Annotated in this window: 25 protein-coding genes; 3 read left to right on the plus strand and 22 right to left on the minus strand. The window is 65.5% G+C overall.

All coding sequences use genetic code 11. The annotated features are described in order from the left end of the window. Positions 1–51 precede the first annotated feature (51 nt). From ABEA06_RS05910 to infC, 6 genes are all read right to left on the minus strand, one after another. Positions 52–1557, minus strand: a complete 1506-nt coding sequence (locus ABEA06_RS05910; RefSeq protein WP_303382014.1) for a DHA2 family efflux MFS transporter permease subunit — start codon at positions 1555–1557, stop codon at positions 52–54. A gap of 2 nt (positions 1558–1559) precedes the next feature. Then, positions 1560–2039, minus strand: a complete 480-nt coding sequence (locus ABEA06_RS05915) for a (deoxy)nucleoside triphosphate pyrophosphohydrolase (RefSeq protein WP_312397722.1) — start codon at positions 2037–2039, stop codon at positions 1560–1562. Beyond that, the gene (locus ABEA06_RS05920; RefSeq protein WP_345310897.1) at positions 2036–2956 is read right to left on the minus strand and encodes a TrmH family RNA methyltransferase; all 921 of its coding nucleotides are present in this window, start codon (positions 2954–2956) and stop codon (positions 2036–2038) included. Before ABEA06_RS05920 ends, ABEA06_RS05915 begins: the two co-directional genes overlap by 4 nt. Before the next feature lie 8 nt (positions 2957–2964). Beyond that, on the minus strand, positions 2965–3351 hold the full coding sequence (gene rplT / locus ABEA06_RS05925; protein ID WP_190807526.1) for a 50S ribosomal protein L20: 387 nt from the start codon (positions 3349–3351) through the stop codon (positions 2965–2967). 97 nt (positions 3352–3448) lie between these two features. After that, positions 3449–3646, minus strand: a complete 198-nt coding sequence (gene rpmI, locus ABEA06_RS05930) for a 50S ribosomal protein L35 (protein WP_016998296.1) — start codon at positions 3644–3646, stop codon at positions 3449–3451. Positions 3647–3771: 125 nt separating this feature from the next. Continuing rightward, positions 3772–4827, minus strand: a complete 1056-nt coding sequence (gene infC / locus ABEA06_RS05935; RefSeq protein WP_303382020.1) for a translation initiation factor IF-3 — start codon at positions 4825–4827, stop codon at positions 3772–3774. A 443-nt stretch (positions 4828–5270) separates the two neighbouring features. On the opposite strand from infC, the gene ABEA06_RS05940 reads away from it, so the two are divergent. Beyond that, entirely contained in the window at positions 5271–5591 is a 321-nt protein-coding gene (locus ABEA06_RS05940; RefSeq protein ID WP_396415735.1) for a DUF1844 domain-containing protein, read from the plus strand. Here the strand turns inward: ABEA06_RS05940 and ABEA06_RS05945 are convergent. The 7 genes from ABEA06_RS05945 to ABEA06_RS05975 all read right to left on the minus strand — a co-directional run bounded on the left by ABEA06_RS05945 (position 5588) and on the right by ABEA06_RS05975 (position 10392). Then, positions 5588–6448: an SseB family protein gene (locus ABEA06_RS05945; protein ID WP_345310898.1), complete on the minus strand. Its 861-nt coding sequence runs from the start codon at positions 6446–6448 to the stop codon at positions 5588–5590. The two genes, ABEA06_RS05940 and ABEA06_RS05945, sit on opposite strands and share 4 nt — an antisense overlap. Beyond that, positions 6441–7190: a bifunctional 1-(5-phosphoribosyl)-5-((5-phosphoribosylamino)methylideneamino)imidazole-4-carboxamide isomerase/phosphoribosylanthranilate isomerase PriA gene (priA, locus tag ABEA06_RS05950; protein ID WP_303381452.1), complete on the minus strand. Its 750-nt coding sequence runs from the start codon at positions 7188–7190 to the stop codon at positions 6441–6443. The genes ABEA06_RS05945 and priA overlap by 8 nt, the downstream gene beginning before the upstream one ends. A gap of 87 nt (positions 7191–7277) precedes the next feature. Continuing rightward, positions 7278–7439, minus strand: coding sequence for a hypothetical protein (locus ABEA06_RS05955; protein ID WP_303381453.1), 162 nt, complete (start codon positions 7437–7439; stop codon positions 7278–7280). Then, positions 7436–8161: an imidazole glycerol phosphate synthase subunit HisH gene (gene hisH / locus ABEA06_RS05960; protein ID WP_345310899.1), complete on the minus strand. Its 726-nt coding sequence runs from the start codon at positions 8159–8161 to the stop codon at positions 7436–7438. Before hisH ends, ABEA06_RS05955 begins: the two co-directional genes overlap by 4 nt. Beyond that, positions 8158–8775 (minus strand): imidazoleglycerol-phosphate dehydratase HisB, encoded by a 618-nt coding sequence (hisB, locus tag ABEA06_RS05965; RefSeq protein WP_345310900.1) that lies wholly within the window; start codon positions 8773–8775, stop codon positions 8158–8160. The genes hisH and hisB overlap by 4 nt, the downstream gene beginning before the upstream one ends. Before the next feature lie 116 nt (positions 8776–8891). Beyond that, positions 8892–9995: a histidinol-phosphate transaminase gene (locus ABEA06_RS05970; RefSeq protein WP_345310901.1), complete on the minus strand. Its 1104-nt coding sequence runs from the start codon at positions 9993–9995 to the stop codon at positions 8892–8894. A 37-nt stretch (positions 9996–10032) separates the two neighbouring features. After that, the gene (locus ABEA06_RS05975) at positions 10033–10392 is read right to left on the minus strand and encodes a LysM peptidoglycan-binding domain-containing protein (RefSeq protein WP_303381457.1); all 360 of its coding nucleotides are present in this window, start codon (positions 10390–10392) and stop codon (positions 10033–10035) included. Between the two features lie 306 nt (positions 10393–10698). Between ABEA06_RS05975 and lexA the strand changes: the two genes are divergently transcribed. Continuing rightward, positions 10699–11448, plus strand: a complete 750-nt coding sequence (gene lexA / locus ABEA06_RS05980; RefSeq protein WP_303381458.1) for a transcriptional repressor LexA — start codon at positions 10699–10701, stop codon at positions 11446–11448. Between the two features lie 65 nt (positions 11449–11513). Here the strand turns inward: lexA and ABEA06_RS05985 are convergent, their stop codons facing one another. Together ABEA06_RS05985 and hflX are read right to left on the minus strand one after the other, a co-directional pair. Then, a complete protein-coding gene (locus tag ABEA06_RS05985) occupies positions 11514–13574 on the minus strand; it encodes an ATP-dependent DNA helicase (RefSeq protein WP_345310902.1) in 2061 nt (686 codons plus the stop codon). A gap of 2 nt (positions 13575–13576) precedes the next feature. Then, the gene (gene hflX / locus ABEA06_RS05990) at positions 13577–15226 is read right to left on the minus strand and encodes a GTPase HflX (protein ID WP_345310903.1); all 1650 of its coding nucleotides are present in this window, start codon (positions 15224–15226) and stop codon (positions 13577–13579) included. 86 nt (positions 15227–15312) lie between these two features. Between hflX and ABEA06_RS05995 the strand changes: the two genes are divergently transcribed. Next, positions 15313–15936, plus strand: a complete 624-nt coding sequence (locus ABEA06_RS05995) for a class I SAM-dependent methyltransferase (protein ID WP_303381461.1) — start codon at positions 15313–15315, stop codon at positions 15934–15936. Positions 15937–15980: 44 nt separating this feature from the next. On the opposite strand, the gene dapF is transcribed toward ABEA06_RS05995, so the two are convergent. The 7 genes from dapF to ABEA06_RS06030 all read right to left on the minus strand — a co-directional run bounded on the left by dapF (position 15981) and on the right by ABEA06_RS06030 (position 22132). Then, positions 15981–16913 (minus strand): diaminopimelate epimerase, encoded by a 933-nt coding sequence (gene dapF, locus ABEA06_RS06000; protein ID WP_425559501.1) that lies wholly within the window; start codon positions 16911–16913, stop codon positions 15981–15983. Positions 16914–16935: 22 nt separating this feature from the next. Beyond that, on the minus strand, positions 16936–17862 hold the full coding sequence (gene miaA, locus ABEA06_RS06005) for a tRNA (adenosine(37)-N6)-dimethylallyltransferase MiaA (RefSeq protein ID WP_345310904.1): 927 nt from the start codon (positions 17860–17862) through the stop codon (positions 16936–16938). A gap of 10 nt (positions 17863–17872) precedes the next feature. Further along, positions 17873–19384 carry a tRNA (N6-isopentenyl adenosine(37)-C2)-methylthiotransferase MiaB gene (gene miaB / locus ABEA06_RS06010; RefSeq protein WP_345310934.1) on the minus strand — a complete coding sequence of 504 codons (1512 nt, stop codon included), beginning with the start codon at positions 19382–19384 and terminating at the stop codon, positions 17873–17875. Between the two features lie 54 nt (positions 19385–19438). Further along, on the minus strand, positions 19439–20065 hold the full coding sequence (locus tag ABEA06_RS06015) for a regulatory protein RecX (protein WP_303381463.1): 627 nt from the start codon (positions 20063–20065) through the stop codon (positions 19439–19441). 16 nt (positions 20066–20081) lie between these two features. Continuing rightward, positions 20082–21221, minus strand: coding sequence for a recombinase RecA (gene recA, locus ABEA06_RS06020; protein WP_345310905.1), 1140 nt, complete (start codon positions 21219–21221; stop codon positions 20082–20084). A gap of 163 nt (positions 21222–21384) precedes the next feature. Continuing rightward, complete coding sequence (locus tag ABEA06_RS06025) at positions 21385–21606, minus strand: DUF3046 domain-containing protein (RefSeq protein WP_303381465.1); 222 nt, start codon at positions 21604–21606, stop codon at positions 21385–21387. Positions 21607–21706: 100 nt separating this feature from the next. Further along, positions 21707–22132, minus strand: a complete 426-nt coding sequence (locus ABEA06_RS06030) for a helix-turn-helix domain-containing protein (RefSeq protein WP_303381466.1) — start codon at positions 22130–22132, stop codon at positions 21707–21709. Positions 22133–22213 lie beyond the last annotated feature (81 nt).

The following is a 22213-nucleotide window of genomic DNA, read 5'->3' on the forward strand; positions in this document are numbered from 1 at the left end:
CACGGTCCCCGCGTAAATGCCCGCAACGATCACGGTGCGGGCATGGCCAGTCTAGTGGATTGATTTGGGGCTCTCGGTCTGCTGCTCCCCCCACCAGCGCGGCGGGGTGAAGAACGCGGCGGCAAGGGCGCCGAGCAGCAGCACGACGGCCGGGAGCAGCAGGGTCTGGGTCACGGCGGCGGCAAAGCCTTCCCGGGCCGCCTCGGGTAGACCACCGGCGTTCGACGACGCCGCGAGCGACGCGGTCCCCGCAGCCTCCGGCAGGTTCGCGGCCAGTCGCGCTTGCAGTAGCACCGCGACCATGGCCGCGCCGAGAACGGCGGCGACCTGGCGGGTGGCGTTGAACACCCCGGAGCCGGCGCCCACGCGATCCGGGCGGAGGTTGGAGGTGGCCGTGATCGAGACCGGGGACCAGACCAGGGCGCTGCCCAGGCCCATGCCCAGGGTCATGACGGCCAGCAACCACACGGGGGTGTCCACGCGCAGGGCGAAGGCATAAGCGGCCAACGAGAGCGACATGATGATCATCCCGGGAAGGGCGAGGGATCGCGGAGTCCGCCGGGCCAGTGCTCGGCCGACGAGCGGAGCCAGGATCGCGGACAGCAAAGACATGGGCGCGTAGCTCAGTGCCGCCAGTGTGGGATCGAGATCGCGGACGAGCTGAAGGTAGAGCATCGCGGGGATGATCATGGAGTTCACGGTGAAGCTGACCGCCCCGATCGCCACGTTGGCCAGCGAGTAATTGCGGTCGCGGAACAATTCGAGCGGTACCAGCGGCTCCGCGCGGTTCTTGGCCTGCCAGACGACAAAGGCAATCATCACGGCCACGCCGGTTCCGATGACCACGGGGATGGTGACGGGGCCGACCACGGTGGACCAGCCGAACGTCTGTCCTTCCTGCACGCCGAACACGATCAGGAACAAACCCACGCCGGAGAGCAGTACGCCGGGGATGTCCAGGCGATGACTGCGGCGTTCGAAACGCGGCAGGTACTTGGCCGCGCGCCATAGGGCATAGATTCCCACCGGAACGTTGACCCAGAAGATCCACTGCCAACCGGCCAGGTCCACCAGCACACCACCCAGCAACGGCCCCACCAGCGTGGCGATACCGGCCGTGGCGCCCCAAATGCCCAGGGCGGTTCCGCGGGTCTCGCTCGGGAACATCCGGGTGATCACAGACATGGTTTGCGGCGTGAGAATGGCCGCTCCCAGCCCCTGGACGACACGGGCGGCCACGAGGCTGTCGATGCTGCTGGCAAATCCGCACCACAGGGACGCCACGGTGAAGATCGACAATCCCAATAAGTACATGGTGCGCGGACCGAAGCGGTCACCCAGCCGCCCGGTGATCAACAGCGGCACGGCGTAGGCCAGAAGGTAGGCGCTGGTCACCCACAGGACTCCCCCGATGGGCGCGTCGAGGCCCGCCATGAGTGCGGGAATGGCGGTGGAAACAATGGTGGCGTCCACCAGGATCATGAAGAACCCCAGGACCATGGCCCACAGGGCGCTCCACGCTGCCGGATCCTGCCGAGTCTCGGTGTGTTGTGCCATGGTCAGTGTCCGTGCCTCACGGTTGCGGGGTTGCCGACTCCGAGCTGCTTGAGCAGTGCCCCCACGATGGGCAGATCCGCGGGGATCCAGTCCAGGTCGAGGATCGGATCGGGATCAGCCAGGTCCACCCAGCGCAGTTGAAGGTGATCCTCCCCAGCGACGGGTGTGCGGTCATCAGTGACCACCGCCGTGAAGACACGCATCACCGCGGTCCCCTTCAGGGGCCAACCCTCCGGGTCCGGGGCGGGGACTTCCTCGAGCACTCGCACGGTGACGCCGAGCTCCTCGGAGCATTCCCGCACGAGGGCCTCCTGAGCGCCCTCGCCGGGGTCCTGTTTCCCGCCGGGGAACTCCCACAGCCCCCGGAGCTGCTCGGGATAGGCACGCTGGGCCACCAATAATCGGGTGGGCGATTGAGCGTTATCGAGGATCGCGGCGCCCGTGACCCGCGTGCGAGGATCGTGGGACGCGGGGGCGCTCATGGGTGCGCGCGGCGTTGGGCTCGCGCCGAAGCATACAAACACACGGTCGCGGCGGTACCCACGTTGAGGGATTCCGCGGCGCCGTAGAGCGGGACGGCCACGGCACAATCAGCGTGGGCCTTTTCCTCGTCGGTCAGGCCCTGGGCTTCGTTACCGAACAGCCACGCGGTGGGGCGGGACAACTCGTAGGGAGTGTGCGCGAAAGGTTCCACACCCGCGGATCGCAGCAGGGCGGCGTCGGCGAGCTCGTCGACCAAAATGTCCGCGTACCCGTCGGCGGCGAGGATTCCGAGGCCGTGCTGGCGGGCGGCCACAGCAATCTCGGCCAGCTCCGCTCCCGTGACCACCGGAACGTGGAACAGCGAACCCGCCGAGGAGCGCACGGCCTTGGGATTGAACGGATCCACGCTGCCGGAGGTGAACACCGCTGCACGGGCGCCGGCGGCATCCGCGGCGCGCACGACCGTTCCCGCGTTACCGGGGTCTTGAACGCGAACCAGGACGCAGGCCAGCTCGGCCCGCGCAAGCGCGAGATCGAGGGTGAGAGTGGGCAGGGAGCACACGGCCAACATGCCCTGGGGTGTCACGGCGTCGGTCATGGCCGCGAGCACCTCTGCGGTGACCGCGCGGATGAACACTCCCCCGCGTTCGGCGAGGGCTTCCAGATCCGCGGCGATGTCCGGGTGGCGCTCCAGCTCCGCCTCGGTGACGTACACGGCGTCCAGCCCCGGAAGACCGGGCGGGGGCGTGTCCGAAAGGGCCAGCCGGAGTGTTTCGCGCACGTTCTGGGGCCCCTCGGCGCGGAACAGTGCGCGCTTGGAACGAATCGAGCGCCTGGTCAACGCGGCCACGTCACGAACCCGATCGGAACGGGTGTTGGACAGCAGCCGGTCTCCCAGGCGCTCGGTGAAGTTCACGAACCTGATCAGGCAGCGTTGCGCGGCGCGGAGGTGTCCTCCGGCAGTGCGTCCTTGGCGACCGTGACCAGGGCGGCGAAAGCGTTGGCGTCATTGACGGCCAGCTCTGCCAGCATGCGGCGGTCCACCTCAACCTCGGCGGCCTTCAGGCCTTGGATGAAACGGTTGTAGGTCAGGCCGTTGGCGCGTGACGCAGCGTTGATGCGCTGGATCCACAGGCGACGGAAATCGCCCTTCTTCTTGCGACGGTCGTTGTAGGAGTAGGTGTACGAGTGCAGCACCTGTTCCTTGGCCTTGCGGTACAGGCGCGAACGCTGCCCGCGGTAACCGGAGGCCATCTCCAAAATTTCACGACGCTTCTTGTGGGCGTTGACCGCCCGCTTCACACGTGCCACGTGTGTACTCCTTACGGTTCGGTTCCGATCACGATCGGAACAATCTCACATTTTCACGGTGCCGCTGTCACGGCACAAAACTTGGTGTAGCGCTGGCTTACTTGCCCAGCATCCGCTTGATGGCCTTGGCCTCGCCCGGGGTGCTCACGATCTGATCGCTCGCGAGGCGGCGGGTCAGTCGCGAAGACTTGTGCTCCAAGTAGTGGCGGCGGTTGGCCTGCTGACGCTTGACCTTGCCCGAACCGGTGAGCTTGAAACGCTTCTTAGCCCCACTGTGGGTCTTCATCTTCGGCATAGTGGCCGTCTCCTTTGGTTCAACCGGTGACGCACACCGGTGGGCCGCCGCTTAGCAGCGACGGCCACGCTTGTGTTGAGCGTGTGGCACGCCCAACGCTGTCAATTCACTGCGTGCCGCGCGCCTCAGCGCTTGGCGGGACCCGGCTTGGGAGCGCCGGGCTTGGGTGCACCGGGCTTCGGAGCCGCAGCGGGCTTGGGTGCGGCCTTGGGTACGGCCGCCGATGCCGGCTTGGGTGCCGCCTTGGGTTTGGTGGTCGACGACGCCGCGGCCTTGGGCTTCTCGGTGGAAACGTCCTCGGACTTCGCGATGCGCTTCTCAGCCTGTTCCTCGGTCTCGGTCACTGCCGGAGCAGCCTGTCCGATCTTGGGATCAACGGCCGGTGCAGCCACAACCTCGGGCTCGGACTTGGGTGCCTCATCCTGAGTGGTCTCGGGCTTGGTGTCCGCCTGATCCGCGACCATTGCCTGCTCGTTGTTCTGAGCCGGTACTTCTTCCGTGGTTTCGGGTGCGCTTGCCGCACTGCGCAGCTCCTCCGGGAACGCGTCCCCGATGGACTGGGTCACGGGTGCGGCCTGGGAGGTGTCCACCCGCTGCTTGCGGTCGTTGTCCGCCTTGGACTCGTCGCGCTGCTTCTGACGACGGGCTTCGGCGCGGGCCTCGGCCTTGTTCTTCAGCGGACCGATCACCATGACCATGTTGCGACCGTCAACGCGGGGATTGGTTTCCACCACACCCACCTCGGCGACATCCTCGGCCAGGCGCTGAAGCAGACGGACACCCATTTCGGGGCGCTGCTGCTCACGACCGCGGAACTGGATCATGGCCTTGACCTTGTCACCGGCGCCCAAGAAGCGCTTGGCGTGACCGACCTTGGTCTCATAGTCATGAGTGTCGATCTTGAGGCGGAACCGAACTTCTTTGAGCACGGTGTTCGCCTGGTTCTTGCGAGCCTCGCGCGCTTTGACCGCGGCCTCGTACTTGTACTTGCCGAAGTCCATGAGCTTGGCCACGGGAGGCTTGGCGTTCGGTGCGACCTCGACCAGATCGAGATCCGATTCGCGTGCTAGCCGCAGTGCGTCCTGGACGCGTACGATGCCAACCTGCTCGCCGCCGGGTCCGACAAGACGGACCTCCGGGACACGGATTCTGTCATTGATACGTGGATCGCTAATGCCAATCTCCTGATGTTCGTGGGTTTCCCCGTTGCTATGAACTACCGCAACAAAAAACCTCCGCTGCGGTAGGCGCGAGCGGAGGTTGAAACCACACTGTCATCAGAAATGCCCATGGATCACATGCCTGGCGGCATGGACCCCGGATTTCCGGTCACTGACCCGGTATCCTGCAACCCGTTGTGAAACGAGCGGACGCGGGTGGGAGTTACCTCCACTTGCACACTGCCCGACAGTTTAGCGCATGGTCGGCGGTGTGCGCGAACCGTGGCCGTGATCCCTGGCTCCCCGCGGCCGTGAGCGGGCCGTGCGCCGGGGTGGTGGGACTGATTTAGAGTAGATCCATGACCGACGCACCGCGCAACGAGCGCTTTGAATTCGACGACCACCCCCACGGCCAAGACGGACACGGCGCAGCGGACGAGACCGTAGCGGCTGTGAACGAGCAGATGCGCGACATCGCGGAGGTTCCCGCGGTGGAGGTCATCACCACGGCCGCCGTGCATCTCATGAGCGCCGCCGCGGTCAAGTGCGGCCTGGCCGCCGGTGACGATGCCGAGGAACTCAAGGACCTGGACGAGGCCCGCAAACTCATTACCGCGCTGGCCGGTTACATCACCGCAGCCGCACCGGAGATCGGCTCCCAACACGCGGCCCCCCTGCGAGACGGTCTCAAGTCCCTGCAGTTGGCCTTCCGCGAAGCCTCCCCGTTCCCGGATGCCCCCGGCTCCGGTCCCGGTGAGAAGTTCACCGGACCCGTGTTCGGCTAAACGGTCAGGCGCAGCCCCAAGGAATCCACGTTCTCGGCCATGATCGGCTCGGTGGCCAGCTTCTGCTGGTACCGGTCGATCGTGGCCTGAACCATTTCTTGGGTCAGTCCGGGTGTCAGCTGCACCACGATCACGAGTTCGGGCCCGGTCGCCCCACCGTCCAGCACCGCGCCGTCGGAGCGGCGTCCGTGGATCCCGGGGCCGGGCTCGGTGCGGGCGGACACGATGTTCTCCATGCCCAGTGCCGCACGCAGTACGGCATCGTCCACGGTGAGGTCCGCGTACGACGGCGTCCACGGCGTGTCCTTCGCAACGCACCACATGGCCGGGCGACGCACCACGAAGGCCGGGTCGGCAGCGGGGTTCACCACCAGGAGGTCCGAGCCGTCCTGCACAGCGGACAGGGCGGCCTTGCGGATATCCACTGCGACCGGTCGCGCCTCGGAGTTCCATGCGGACAGCTCACCCACCGCGGTGAACACCGGGAGGGCCTTACGCCCGTCAGCGGTCCGCACACTCACGAGGGCCATGTCCGCTTCCTTGTCGGACACGAGTCCGTGTTCCGTGATCTGCGAGTGCGAGACCTCAGCCACGATCGGCACGAACACCCTGATGCCGGGTAGTGCCGCAACCACTGCCGCCTCAGTGGCGTGCCCGCCCCGCCACGCCGCCAGGGCGGAGGCGATCGCTGGTGCCGAGGCGCCGTCGTCGTCCGGGAACAAGTGCGTGTGGCTGGTGCCCTCCCCCAGGTTGCGACCCTCCCAGGCCTGGCCGCCGGTGTCTTCCGCGCCGCCGGCCGAGCGCAACTGCGCGGCAATGTGGGCGGGCAGCGGCCGGGAGGAAGACCCGTCAGGCATTCGGTCGACCGGCCACATCCAGCGCCTCGGGGAGCGTGAACTTGCCGGCGTAGAGCGCCTTACCCACGATTGCGCCCTCGACACCCACGGGGACGAGCTCGCGCAGGGCGGCAATATCCTCCAGGGAGGACACACCACCGGAAGCGACCACGGGCTTGTCGGTGCGGCGAGCGACCTCGGCCAGCAGATCGACGTTCGGCCCCTTGAGCGTTCCGTCCTTGGTGACGTCCGTGACCACATAGCGGGAGCAGCCGTCCGCCTCGAGGCGGTCCAGGACCTCCCAGAGGTCCCCGCCCTCCTTGGTCCAACCGCGAGCGGCCAGCGTGGTGCCGCGAACGTCCAGGCCCACGGCAATCACGTCCCCGTGCTGGGCAATCACGCGCCGGGTCCACTCGGGGTTCTCGAGCGCGGCAGTGCCCAGGTTAATGCGGGCCGGGTTCAGGGACAGGACACGTTCGAGTGATTCGTCATCGCGGATACCGCCGGACATCTCGATCTTCATCTCGATCTGATCCGCCACGCGACGCAGCACGTCAATGTTGTCACCGCGCCCGAAGGCAGCATCCAGATCAACGAGGTGCAGCCATTGCGCACCGGCTTCCTGCCACAGCAGAGCGGCCTCCACGGGATCGCCGTAACCGGTTTCCGAACCGGCTTCACCTTGCACCAGGCGAACGGCCTGACCGTCCTGCACGTCAACGGCGGGCAGCAATTCCAAACGGGGGGTGGTGTCCTGGGACATGGTTCTCCTTACCGGCGGTGAAGACCGCGCGAAAAATTCAACATTGATGTGCAAGGTGGGTGCCGCGGCCCGCGCCGCGGCGGGACGCTACAGGGAGGTGACCCAGGAATACGCGCCGTAACCGACCAGCGCCAGAGCAATGGTCGCCAGCAGCAGCACGGACCAGAGGGGCTTCTTCTGCTGTTTGAAAGAAATGGCACCGCCCACGAAGAACGCGCCCAGCACCATGGTCAGCATGGAATAGGTCACTTCTCGACCTCCACGCCGCGCACGGGCATGCGTTCGCCCATGCGACCGGTCCGGGGCAGTGTGCCAAGCCAGTTGCGCAGCAGCGCGATGCCCGCGGCCGAGGACTTCTCCGGGTGGAACTGCGTGGCACTCAACGCACCGTTCTCCACCGCGGCCACGAACGGGCCACCGTGCTCGGACCACGTGACCCCGGGTGCCCTCATGCGGTCGATCGTCTGATCGAAATTCCAATCCTGCACACCGTAGGAGTGCACGAAGTAGAACCGTTCGTCCTCGATGCCCTTGAAGAGCACCGAATCCTCCGGCGGTTCCACGGTGTTCCATCCCATGTGGGGAACCACGGGTGCGTTCAACCGTTCCACGGTTCCGGGCCACTGGGCCAGGCCTTCCGAGCGCTCACCGTGTTCGACACCCTCATCGAACATGACCTGCAATCCCACGCAAATACCCAGGACGGGACGGCCACCGCTCAAGCGACGGTCGATGAGCCGGGGAGCCTGGACCGACCGCAATCCGGCCATCACGGCCGCGAACGCACCCACGCCCGGGACCACGAGCCCGTCGGCGTCCATGACGTCCTCCGGGTCCGCACTGAGTTTGACCCTCGCTCCCGCGGCTTCGAGCGCTCGCACGGCGGAATGCACATTGCCGGCGCCGTAATCGAGAACGACGACGCACGGGGCCTGCTCGGAGTCGGTCACCTGGTCGTTCTCGGGATTCACAAGGCCCCCTTGGTGGACGGAATGGCGTCGGCCATGCGGGCATCGGGTTCCACGGCCTCGCGCAGCGCGCGGGCCAGTGCCTTGAACTGCGCTTCCACGATGTGATGCGGGTCCCGGCCGCGAATGACGTCGATGTGCAGGCACAACTGGGCGTGATAGGCGAAGGACTCGAAGACGTGGCGGGTCATGGAGCCGGTGAAGTGCCCGCCGATCAAGTGGTACTGCTGACCCTCCGGCTCGCCGGTGTGCACCACGTACGGGCGACCCGAGACGTCCACGACCGCCGAAGCCAGTGCCTCGTCCAGGGGGATGGTGGCGTGACCGAAACGACGGATGCCCCTCTTGTCACCGAGTGCTTGCAGGAAGGCATCGCCCAGCACAATGGCGGTGTCCTCGACCGTGTGGTGCACGTCGATGTCGGTGTCCCCGTGGGCCTGCACGTTGAGGTCGATCAGGGAGTGCTTGGACAGCGCCGTCAACATGTGGTTGTAGAAGGGCACCGTGGTCTCGATGGTGGACTGACCGGTGCCGTCCAGGTTGAGTTCCACGCGCACCGTGGATTCACTGGTCACGCGTTCCACCACGGCCGTACGAGGTGAGTTGGTTGGGGACATAACGGGGTGTGACTCCTCGATTTCTGCAAGTGCCCGCCGGAAACAGCGGCGATATCCAGTCTACTGGGCGGGCCCGACCCGCCCGCCCGGTGACCGTCGGAGGCCCGACCCGCGGCTCACGCGGATTGGAGGTAGCTCTCCACGGCGGTCAGGAACGCGGTGGTCTCATCCTCGGTGCCCGCGGTCACCCGCAGGTGGCCGGGGATTCCGACGTCGCGCACCAGCACCCCGTGATCCAGGAGGTGCTGCCACATCCGTTGCGCGTCTGCCATGCCGCCGTAAAACACGAAGTTGGAATCGGACTCCGCGGGTGCGAGACCCAGGCGTTTGAGATCGTCCACAATGCGGTCCCGTTGCATCTTGATGTCTTCCACCGTGCTGAGCAGGACGTCCTTGTGTTCGAGGGCCGCCAAGGCCGTGGCCTGGCTGACGGCGGAGAGGTGATAGGGCAACCGCACCAGGCGAATGGCATCCGTGACCTCGGGGGCCGCGGCGAAGTAGCCCAGTCGGGCCCCGGCCAGGGCAAAGGCCTTGCTCATGGTGCGAGTGACAATCAGCCGAGGGCGGCCTTCGAGCAGGGTCAACGCAGACGGTGTGCCGAACCGGGCGAATTCCGCGTAGGCCTCGTCCACAATGACCATGGAATCGGATTCCGCAGCGGCCTCGTACACGGCCCGAACCACGTCCAAACCCAGCGCGGTGCCGGTGGGGTTATTGGGTGAACACAGGAATACCACGTTCGGCGTGTGCTCGCGAACCTGCGCTGCGGCGGACTCGGCCGACAACGTGAAATCTTCTGCGCGCCGGCCCGCGATGAACTCGGTACCGGTCCCGGAGGCCAGCAGCGGGTACATCGAGTAGGTTGGGACGAACGTGAGAACCGAACGGCCGGGACCCCCGAAGGCCTGCAGGATTTGCTGCAGGATCTCATTGGACCCGTTGGCGGCCCAGAGGTTTTCAGCCCCTAGACCGTGGCCCAGATAACCGGCGAGCGCGGTGCGCAGTTCCGTGAACTCCCGATCCGGGTAGCGATTGAGCTGCCCGGCGGCCTGAGACACGCGCTCCGAAATGGCATCCACCACCGGTTGCGGAACGGGGTGAGTGTTCTCGTTGGTGTTGAGTGCCACCGCAACATCGAGTTGGGGGGCACCGTACGGGGACATGCCCCGTAAATTCTCACGCAAGGGCAGGGCTTCTAAACGATCGAGATTTTGGCTCACTCCCCTAGCTTAAGCGCCGGGGGTGCCTTCGCACGATTCAGCGTGCGGGGACCTCCAGCAGTTGGCCGGCGGAGATCTCCGAGGACGCCAATCCATTGAGCTCCACGATGTCGTCCATGACTTCACGGGTGTCGCGCTGGGGATCAGCCGCGTACGCGATCTCCCACAGTGACTGGTCGGGTTGAACGCTCACGGTATGGGTCACCGGGTCACCCACGGGCTCGCTGTTGGCCTGAACCGTGGTGGGCAGCAAGAAAATGACCGCGACCACCAGCAGCGCCGCGGCACCCGTAATGAGCGGTACCCCAATGAAGACGAACCGCCCTCGGCGGGTGAGATTGAGCTTGGGTGCTCGAGCAATGCTGCGAGCGCTGGTGGGCAAGATGCGTGTGGTCATGGCAACCTCCTGGTGATCTCTCCGGTAACCGCGGGATAAGGCGGCAGGGTGTTCGAACCCTTTTCCCGGTGTTAGAACACGTTTTCGAATACCGGAGTTAAGTTCTAGCACGGGTGTACGAACCTTGTCGAGGGAAAAATCGAACATGTGTTTGAGTCCTCACTCCGGGGGCACTAGTCTTTAAGCAACGCCCGTACTAGTTGATCGAACACTTCCGACACGCATAAGCGCCCGGATCGAGCTCGGCGAGTACGGCATCCCTCGCGGTTGATCCCGCGGTGGACACACGGTGAAAGGACCCAACTCGTGAGCACACCTTCCCCCTCCGGTTCGGAGTCCCCGCGTTCGCAGCGGCCACTGACCGCTCGCCAGCGCACCATCCTCAGCGCGGTGCAGCGTTCCATCGGTGAGCGCGGTTATCCCCCGTCCATGCGCGAAATCGGCGACGTCGTGGGCCTGGCATCGCTGTCCAGCGTGACCCACCAACTGGGTCAATTGGAGAAGCTGGGGTACATCCGCAGGGATCCAAGGCGCCCCCGCGCCATGGAAGTTCTTCGTCCACTCTCCGAGACCGAACTGGCCCGTGAACTGGGTGAGCCCCACACCGCGGAACGGGCTTCAACGTCCCCCACCGGCTCGGTGCACAACATCAATCAGCTGCCCGCGAGCAGCTCTGACGGCTCCATGGCATCGGTGCCCCTGGTCGGCCGAATCGCCGCCGGTGGTCCCATCACGGCGGAGCAGTCGGTCGAAGACGTGTTCTCCTTGCCGCGCGAGTTCGTGGGCCACGGTGACCTGTTCATGCTGAAGGTCTCGGGTGACTCCATGATCGACGCCGCCATCTGCGACGGGGACTGGGTCGTGGTGCGCCAACAGAACACGGCGGTCAACGGTGAGATCGTTGCGGCCCTCTTGGACGACGAGGCCACGGTGAAGACCTTCCGCCAACGCGACGGACACACGTGGTTGTTGCCCCAGAACACGCAGTACGAACCCATCCTGGGTGATCACGCCACCGTGATGGGCAAGGTCGTGTCGGTTTTCCGGTCCCTGTGATTCACCGGGGTCTTTGCCCACCGTCATCGGTGACGACACCAACCCGTCGGGTGAAGGCTGTAGGACTACTGTGAACTGCTCAGCCGCTTCAGGGCGCCCAGGACCGTGGCTTTGTCCGCGGTGGGCCACAGCGGCGGCAGGGACTTGGCCAGGAAGGTGCCGTAGCGCGCCGTCGCCAGTCGTGAATCCAGGACCGCCACCACGCCGCGGTCGTTACTTGAACGGATGAGGCGTCCCGCGCCCTGAGCGAGCTTCACCGCCGCGTGCGTTGCTGACACGGCCATGAAGCCGTTGCCGCCCGCTCGTTCGGTCGCACGGGTGCGGGCGGTTCCCAAGGGGTCATCCGGCCGCGGGAACGGGATGCGGTCAATCACGACCAACCGACATGAGTTGCCGGGCACGTCCACGCCCTGCCACAGGCTCATGGTGCCGAACAGGCTGGCGGTGGGGTCGTCGGTGAACTCCTTCACCAGGGACGGCAGGGACGCCTCACCCTGGCAGAGGATGTCGGTGTCGATCAGCTCACGTAGTTTTTCAGCGGCTTCTTCGGCCGCGCGGCGGGACGAGAACAGCCCCAGGGCGCCGCCGTTGGAGGCCTTGAGCAGTTCGGCCAGTTCCGCCAACTGGTCCGAGGAGACGCCCCGGCCCGGTTTGGGCAGGTGCCTGGCCACGTACAGAATTCCCTGCTTGGGATAATTGAACGGGCTTCCCACGTCCACACCGCGCCACGGCGGGGACCCGGCGCCCTGCAGACCGAGAGCGCCGGCCACGGATGAGAACGATGAGCCCACCGCCAGCGTGGCCGAGGTCAGCACGACCGTGCGGCCGTCGAAGAGTCCTTCGCGAAGGGCGCCGGCCACACTGAGCGGAGCAATGTTCAGGGTTGCCGGCTCCCCCGCATCCGGGGACACGTATCCGGAGGACTGGTCCCAGCGGCCCACGCGGGAGATCCACAGGACGTCGTGATCCGTATTGGCACTGAGCATCCGATCGGCGGTGTCGAGAAGTTCCGACAGCCGGGAACGCGCGGCATGTCGTCCGGCGTCCTCCGCGTTGGAATCGCCCTTGGTTGCGCTGAGCCCGGAACGGGCCGCGTCCTGAACGCCGCGCACCGCATAGACCTGCTCCTCGGTGAAACCCCGCGGTAGCAGTCCGTTCGGATCGCCGTTGAAGGCGCGGTCGAAGGCGTCCGCGGCCTTGTCCAAATCATCGTGCGGGGCGGCGGTGTGTTTGCGCACGCCGCTGGCTGCGGCTCGCACGGCCGCACCGGACAGCGCGCCCGTGACCGCTCCGGTCACCCGGTCCCGCAATTCATGGGCCTCGTCCACGACCACCACGTCGTGTTCGGGCAACACGGCCAAACCCTCGAAGGCGTTGATGGCCAACAACGCATGGTTGGTGATCACCACGTCCGCCTCGCCGGCGGCCAATCGCGCCTTCTCGGCAAAGCATTCCTCGATCAGCGGGCATTTGCGGCCAATACATTCGCGCGCGGTGACGGAAACCTGCCGCCAGGCTGCATCGGAGACACCGGGCTGCACGTCGTCACGGTCACCGGTCTCGGTGGACTCGACCCATTCCCGCAGTCGTTTGACCTGCTGGCCCAACTTGCCCACCGCGGTCTCCCCGGCCCGAGCGGCACCGGCCGGATCGGCGAGATTGAACAGCGCGGCGTCGTCGTCGGTGGGGTAACCGCCACCTATTTTGTGCAGGCACGCGTAATTCGAGCGACCCTTGAGCAGCGCAACGTTGGGCCGGTGCGCCAGGTGTTCCTCGACCGCATCGAGCACGCGCGGTACGTCACGGCCCGTGACCTGCGACTGCAGCGCCAGGGTTGCGGTGGAGATGATCACGGGTTTGTCCGCGGTCTGAGCGTGTTCGAACACCGGAACCAGGTAGGCCAGCGACTTGCCCGTGCCCGTGCCCGCCTGGACCAGCAGGTGCTTGCCCGAGTCCAGCGCCTCGGCCACCTTGGCGGTCATGAAACGCTGGCCCTCCCGCCGTTGCCCGCCCATGGCGGTCACGGCGGCGTCCAGGAGCTCGAGGGAGTCCTTGGCTCCGGGCAGGGTTTCGGGCCGGATGTCCGAAATGTCCCGCCCGCTCTCGTCAATGAACGGGTCTGCCATACCTATGCGGTTTCCGCGCCCGGTTCGGATTCTTCGGTGTCCCCCGATTGCGCCGCTCCGAGCCGGTACGGTTCAAGTTCCGGCACGAGGCTCCCCCGCACGCGCACGCGCAGGCGGGTGCCGTCCTCAGTGTGTTCCGTTCGGAGGATCTCAGCGTCCTGGGCGTGCAGTCGTGAGACCACCTCACCGTAGACGTAGGGAATCAGCAGGTCCAGTTCATGATCCGGACGGGGAATGGCCCTCGAGATCAGCTGTTTGAGCTCCTCGATGCCCTCGCCCGTGCGGGCGGAGACGGCCACGGAAGGGCTCTCATGGTTGAGGAGACGACCCAGCACCACGGGATCCGCGACATCTGCCTTGTTGAGCGCCACTAATTCCGGGATGTCGGTCGCCCCCACGTCCGTGAGGACATCGCGGACGGCCTTGAGTTGACCCTCGGGGTCCGGGTGAGAGGCATCCACCACGTGGACGATCACGTCCGCGTCCGCCACTTCTTCCAGCGTGGAGCGGAAGGCTTCGACCAACTGAGTGGGCAGCGAACGCACAAAACCCACGGTGTCCGAGAGCGTGTAGCCGATACCGTCCGGCGTTTCCGCCTTGCGCACGGTGGGATCCAGCGTGGCGAACAGCGCGTTCTCCACGAGCACACCGGCGTCCGTGAGGCGGTTGAGCAGCGACGACTTCCCGGCGTTGGTGTAGCCGGCAATGGCCACGGACGGCACCGAGAAGCGTTTGCGGTTGAGCCGCTTGGTTTCACGGGCCGGTTTCATGGCCTCGATCTCGCGACGCAGTTTGGACATGCGCTGACGGATCCTGCGTCGATCGAGCTCGATCTTGGTTTCACCCGGGCCGCGCGAACCAATGCCCTCACCGGCCGCCGCACGGCCACCGGCCTGACGGGACAGGGACTCACCCCACCCGCGGAGGCGGGGAAGCATGTATTCCAGCTGGGCCAACTCGACCTGGGCCTTGCCCTCCTTGGACTTGGCGTGCTGAGCGAAAATGTCGAGGATCAGCCCGGTGCGATCAATGACCTTGACCTTCACGACGTCCTCCAGCGCACGGCGCTGTGAGGGTGCGAGCTCGGCATCGACGACCACGGTGTCAGCGCCGGTCGCCGCGACCACATCGCGCAATTCAAGTGCCTTGCCCGACCCCAAGTAGGTTCCGGGGTCCGGGTTCACGCGACGCTGGAGCATGCCGTCCATGACCTCCGAACCGGCAGTCTCCGCGAGCGCGGCGAGTTCACGGAGTGAGTTCTCCGCGTCCGCGAGCGTTCCCGCGGACCACAGCCCCGCCAGGACCACTCGTTCCAGCCGGAGCTGGCGGTATTCGACCTCGGTGACGTCTTCGAGTTCGGTGGACAGCCCGGCAACACGACGGAGGGCGTGGCGCTCGGCGAGGTCCTGCTGCTCGCCGTCGGCGTCGGAGAAGTGCGAATCCTCGTCGTGGAGTTCTCGGGCGCGGCCCAGCGGGTCGCGGCGTTGATCAGTGGCGTCTTCAGCGGCGTTCCTGTAGATGGTCGGTTCCTGCTGTGCACGGGCGCGAGCCAGGACCCTGGCGACGACGTCTTCGAGATCGGCACCCGAGGGTTCTCCGGAGTTCACCGGAAAACGGTGTTGGGAGTCTTCGGGGCGGTGAGATTCAGTCATAATTCCTTGATCTGCAAGCTGCTGGTAGTTCGTTCAGTCTATCGCCGCACCCCGACACGGAGCACTGAGCGATAACATGTGGAGCCATGGCCACAGAACCGCACCCTCAGCACTACTTCGTGACCGATCCGTCCCTGCCGGAGAAACCTCGGCAGATGTCGGTGGACCTGAGAGGCCGCAAGGTGCAGGTTCGTACCGCCGCCGGGGTGTTCTCCCCCGGTGATCTGGACAAGGGAACGGCCGCGCTGTTGCGCAACGTCCCCGAGCCGCACGGTCAGCACTTCTTGGACATTGGCTGTGGCTGGGGCCCGTTGACCCTGGCCATGGGGTTGGCCGATCCGGAAGCCACCGTGACCGCGGTCGATGTCAATGACCGCAGCCTGGAGCTCACACGTCGCAACGCGCAGACCCACGGGTTGACCCGTGTGGAGACTTACCGGCCGGAGGATGTGCCCCGGCAACGACAGTTCGACACCGTGTGGTCCAACCCGCCCATTCGTGTGGGCAAGGAGGCTTTGCACGAGATTCTGCTGACGTGGCTGCCCCGCCTGGCCCCGGGCGGAACCGCCTGGTTGGTGGTGCAGAAGAACCTGGGTGGCGATTCACTGCAGCGCTGGCTCGGCACGGCCCTCGACGCCGCCGAGTTCACGATCGAACGCGCGGCCACGGACAAGGGTTTCCGAATTCTGACAGTGCAACGCACGCGGTAGCGCCGTCATTCCCGGCACCGGAGGCTACGGCCGGGCCACTACGGTTACACCAGAACCGCGCGGGCGACCACGCGGGTGGGACCGGCCAGCACGACGTGCTCGGTACCGTCCGTGGCCGGCACGAACGTCACGGACAGCACGCCCCCTGGCACGTCCACCAACCAGCGGTCAGGGGCTTCTGCGCCGCCCCAGAAGCGGGTTGCCGCGGCGGCGGCGCACGCGCCGGTACCGCACGAGTGGGTCTCCCCCACGCCGCGTTCGAACACCCGCATGTGAATCCGACCGACCTCGGTGTCGTCGTGGTCCACCGGCACCACGAATTCGACATTGGTGCCGTCCTCGGGCTCCGGGGAGACCGACGGCGCACGGCGCAGATCCAGCCGGTCCAGCTTGTCCTCCTCGGACAGCGCCACCACGGTGTGGGGATTACCCATGCTGATCGACACACCCGGGCGCGGGACGGTCAAACCGTCGGTCGTGACCACGGCGTCCGAGCCCTTGTCCCGCGCGTCCCCGCCGGCCATGAAACTCCACGGGCCCATGTCCACGGCATAACCGCCGTCCGTGCGGGCCACCGAGCGAACACCCGCGCGGGTTCCGATCCGCAGTTGCGATCCCTGCGGAAGTTCCACGAGACCCTCACGGACCAGATGATCCACAAAAACACGGACCCCGTTGCCGCACATCTGCGCAATGGAACCGTCCGCGTTGCGGTAGTCCATGAACCATTCGACAGAGGGATCTTGTTCCGCGAGTTTCCGGCCCTCCGGCAGCTCGGTGGCCCGGACCGCGCGAATCACACCATCCGCACCCAAACCCATGTGGCGGTCGCACACGGCCGCCACGGTGTCCGCGGTCAGCGTGATCTCGCCGTTCTCGTCCGTGAAGACCACAAAGTCATTTCCGGTTCCGTGGGCCTTGACCACTTCTTGGTTCACCAATTCACGCCAGTCCACGGTGTTCACTCCCCGATCCACAGTTTCAGTCACGGCCGACAGTTTACGCGGATTGAATCAATGCCGCGGCTTCCTGCGCGAGTGCGGCCACACCTCCGGGGTGAGCCGCATTGAGCCAGTGCACGCGGGGATCCGCGCGGAACCACGTGCGCTGGCGTTTCGTGAAGCGTCGGGTGGCCACCACGGTGTCCTCACGGGCCGCTTCCACGGTCCGTACCCCGGCAAGTACGTCCAAGAGCTGCGGGTAGCCCAGGGCCTTGCCCGCGGTGGGACTTTCGCGTAGGCCCTGCCGCTCCAGCGAGCTCACCTCGTCGAGCCAACCCGCCGCCAACATCGCGTCGATGCGCCGGGCGAGGCGGTCGTTGAGGACCTCTCGCTCCATGTCCAGGCCGAGCTGAATCGTGGGGCGCACGTACGCGCGCTGCGGCATGAATGAGGTGAACGCACGCCCCGTGACTTCGTAGACCTCCAGCGCACGAACCAGGCGGCGGTCGTCCTTGACACGCGCCGCGGATGGGGGGTCGACGTCGCTCAGTCGCGCCATGAGCGCGCCGCGGCCCCGGGTGGCCAGCTCGTTCTCCAATCGTGTTCGCACCGCGGGATCCGTTCCGGGAAACTCAATGAAGTCCACGGCCGCGCGAACGTACAACCCCGAGCCGCCGGCGAGGATCGGCACTTTGCCGCGCGCAGCGATGTCGTCGATGGCGCCCCGTGCGTCCGTCTGGAACCCGGCGACCGAGGCTTCCTCCGAGATGTCCATGATGTCGAGGAGGTGATGCGGGACCCCCCGCCGCTCGACCATCGCGAGTTTGGCGGTGCCGATATCCATGCCGCGGTAGAACTGGAGGGCATCCCCGTTGACGACCTCGCCGTCAAGGTGCTCCGCGAGGGCCAGGGCGAGATCGGATTTGCCGGTTCCGGTGGGTCCGACCACGGCCACCAGGGGCGGCCCGTCGGACGGCCACGACATGGCGGCCACCCTATGCGGTACGCAGGGCCGGCATGCCCAAGCCCACGGTGCCGGGCTGACCGGAACCACCGGTGCCGCACGAATCCGCCTGCGCTGCGTCCCAGGCGTCCCCGCCCCGGGAGCGGCGCAGCGAGTACTCGGTTGAGTCCTTGGGGTCGGCCAACAGGTGGTAGGCCGCGGCCGCGGTCACGGGGACCGTCACGAAGTCACCGGGGCGAGGCGCCTCAGCCCCTTCCGGCACCGAGAAATGGACGAGTCGCTGGTCCTGGGAGCGGCCGCTCAAACGGTGGGTGCTCCGCGACTTACGGCCCTGGTGGGCGCTCACCAGGATCTCCACCGTGGAACCAACCAGCTGCTGGTTCAACCGCGCACTGATCCTGTCCTGCAGGGCCGTCAGTCGTTCAAATCGTTCCTGAACAACGTGGTGCGGTACCTGGTTCTCCATCTCCCCGGCAGGAGTGCCTGGGCGGATCGAGTACTGGAACGTGAATGCGGAGGAGAACTCGGACGCCTCGACCACGGCCATGGTGGCCTGGAAGTCTTCCTCGGTCTCACCGGGGAAGCCGACAATGATGTCCGTGGTGATGGCGGCATGGGGGATCTGTTCACGAACCCGCTCCAGGATCCCCAGGAACTTCTTGGAACGGTAGGAGCGACGCATGTCTTTCAGGATCTGGTCCGAACCCGACTGCAGCGGCATGTGCAGCTGCGGCATGACGTTGGGGGTCTCGGCCATCGCGTCAATCACGTCATCGGTGAACGCCGCGGGGTGCGGGCTGGTGAAACGCACGCGCTCAAGCCCCGCGATCTCACCGCACGCGCGCAAGAGCTTGGCAAACGCGCCGCGGTCACCGAACTCCACGCCGTAGGAGTTCACGTTCTGACCGAGCAGGGTGACTTCCACCGCGCCGGAATCCACGAGCGCCTGCACCTCAGCCAGGATGTCCCCGGGGCGGCGGTCTTTTTCCTTACCGCGCAGCTGAGGAACAATGCAGAACGTGCACGTGTTGTTGCAGCCCACCGAAATGGACACCCATCCGGAATAGGCCTGTTCGCGCTTGGTGGGCAGGGTTGAGGGAAATGTTTCCAGTGATTCGAGGATCTCGACCTCGGCCTGATGATTATGACGGGCACGCTCCAACAGCACCGGGAGCGAACCGATGTTGTGCGTCCCGAAGACCACATCAACCCACGGGGCTTTCTCCACAATGGTGGAGCGGTCCTTCTGGGCGAGACATCCACCCACGGCAATCTGCATGCGCTCATTGCGCTTCTTGGCCGGTGCCAGTTGACCGAGCTGACCGTACAGCTTGTTGTCAGCGTTCTCGCGCACCGCGCAGGTGTTGAACACCACGAGATCGGGGTCTCGATCGACGGCGGGTACATAGCCCGCTGCTTCGAGCAGACCGGTGATGCGCTCCGAGTCATGCGCGTTCATCTGGCAGCCCAGGGTGCGCACCTCGTATCCGGGGGCGGGCACATCGGAGGCGTCGGGGGCGGCAGTCACCAGGGTGTCGGTCAGTTGAGTCACCCCATTATGTTAAGGACCAGGTCAAATTAACTCGCTCGCTACCCATCACGCACCGGGCCAGGGGTCCGGTTCGGAGAAATCATGTGCGGAGCCGTGGTTGGAGAGTTCCTGCTTCACCACTCCGAAGGCAAGCCCGGGCGGGTACCCCTTACGACCCAGCATGCTGACGAGCCGCCGGGTGACCTTGTCGACTTCTTTGCGATCCGAGACATCGAGGCTCCGGGGCATTTTTTTCCGCACGAGTTCGTGAGCGTCCTCCGTCTCGTCCTCGTCGGTGCGTTGTTCGAGGGCGTCCTCCGCGAGCTCCCCCGTAATGCCACGCTGTTGAAGTTCGCGGCGCAACGCGCTGCGGGAGAGTTTGCGCGTCTCGGCCCGGGACCGCACGAACATGGCGGCGTAGGCGCGGTCGTCCACGAGGTTGACCTCCTCGAACCGGTCCAGAACTTCTTGGGCCACCTCTTCGGGAACATCACGATCGGCGAGCTTGTCTTCCAGCTGCTTACGAGACTTGGCGGATGCGGTGAGTTGACGTAGCACAATGGCCCGCGCAACCTCATGCTGATTGGGTTCAGTGTCCTGCGCGGCGGCGCCTTCCGCGGGTGGCTCCGCAGGACCTCGGTATCGCGCCGAGGCCCTGCGCCGTCGGGAGTTGTAGCGAGAGGACTGACTCATCGCTCAATCACCTCGATCAGAATGCGGGAAGTTCCGGTTTGGCCGCATCCGGAGCCTCGAGGATGTCGTCCTCGGAGGGATCCACGACGTCCTGTGCGGTATCTTCGACGTCCGCGCTGTCCTCCGTGATGCCGAGCTTCACCAGGATCTTCCGCTCGATCTCCGCGGCCAGTTCCGGGTTGTCCTTCAGGAAGCGGCGGGAGTTCTCCTTGCCCTGCCCCAGCTGATCGCCCTCGTAGGTGAACCAAGCACCGGACTTCTTGACGATCCCGTGCTCCACACCCATGTCGATCAAACCACCCTCAATGGAGATGCCCTGACCGTAGAGAATATCGAACTCGGCCTGCTTGAAGGGCGGTGCCATTTTGTTCTTGACGATCTTGGCACGGGTACGGTTACCGACCGGGTTGGCGCCGTCCTTGAGGGTTTCAATACGACGGACGTCAACGCGCACCGAGGCGTAGAACTTCAAAGCCTTACCGCCAGTGGTGGTTTCGGGGGAACCGAAGAACACACCGATCTTCTCGCGCAACTGGTTGATGAAGATGGCGGTGGTGTTGGTGTGCGACAACCGGCCCGTGATCTTACGCAGCGCCTGGGACATCAAGCGCGCCTGCAGGCCCACGTGGCTATCGCCCATTTCGCCTTCGATTTCGGCCTTGGGAACCAGCGCCGCCACGGAGTCGATCACGACGATGTCGATGGAGCCGGAGCCCACCAGCATGTCCATGATCTCCAGGGCCTGTTCACCGGTGTCCGGCTGGGACACGAGCAGGTTGTCCGTGTCCACACCCAGCTTTTCGGCATAGACGGGGTCCAGTGCGTGCTCGGCGTCGATGAACGCCGCAATACCGCCCGCGCGCTGCACACTGGCAACCGCGTGCAGAGCCACGGTGGTCTTACCGGAGGACTCGGGACCGTAGATTTCGACCACGCGGCCGCGCGGGAAACCTCCGATGCCGAGTGCCACGTCCAGTGCAATGGACCCCGTGGGAATGGTTTCGATGCGGGTGGCCGGCCGGTCACCCAGGCGCATGACCGAGCCCTTGCCGTAGTTCTTGTCGATCTGCGCCAGGACAGTATCCAGAGCCTTCTCACGATCGGAGCCGACCACCTGAGAGGGAACGGTAGTGATTCCCTTGGACTTGGCTGCCATGATTCACCTCGGTTCTTAGGGGCCCGCGCACTCGGCCCTGTTGTTTGGTTCGCATCTCAACCTACTGAGGAGGTCTGACACGCATAAGGGTCCACGAATAATGTGGAGCCCGGATCATCTGATTCGAATATACATTCGATTGGTCTCCGGCGCCACGGGGCCACTACGGTGTGGGTTCCTTGTCCGGACCCCACCAGCGGCTCTCCGGAATTTCTTGCGCCCTGCAGAGTGCGAACCACACGTGTTTGGGGTCGGCTCCGGCATCGAGTGCCTCAACCGCGGTCCGATCCCCCACCTCTGCCATGACAAGGTCACGGGCCAGAACTTTGGAGTACCCGGACCCGAATTCATGGGCCATTAGCTCCCAGAACGTACTGATGCGCATCGACCTTTCCTAACGTTGTTCGGCATTTCGGTGAGAGACCAAGGGCCCACCGACAATGCCGGTGGACCCTTGGAACGCTGACGCGTACGAGCGAGGTGAATCAGTGATTGGACGCGGCTGCGCCCCCGCGCAACTGGCGGACCTCACGAGTGAACTCCTCGGTCAACTCGGAAGGCACGGTGTCAGGGATGAAGTTACCCTCGGCGTACGCGAGCCGCTCCGCAACTTCGCGCAACATCTGTGACAGGGGGATTGCCAGGGCGGCGCAAATGGAGGCCAACAGCTCGGAAGATGCCTCCTTCTGTCCGCGCTCCACTTCGCTCAGGTAGCCCAGCGACACTCGTGCACTGTGCGAGACCTCCCGCAACGTGCGTCCCTGACGCTGGCGGACATTGCGGAGTACTTCGCCGATCTCCTGCCGCAGTACTCCCACTTTCACGTCCTTTGTCTCGGCATGCTCTTCCTCGGACAGTCCCACGTCCTTCCAACGGACGACACCATTGACGGACACGGGTTGCTTTGTCATGTGAATTGCCTACTCCTCGTAACGTGGGGTCAAACCGTCTAACCAGGTATTTTCGAATCGACCGACGCCGGTACAACGACC

The organism is Kocuria gwangalliensis, from assembly GCF_039544365.1.
Lineage (GTDB): Bacteria > Actinomycetota > Actinomycetes > Actinomycetales > Micrococcaceae > Kocuria > Kocuria gwangalliensis.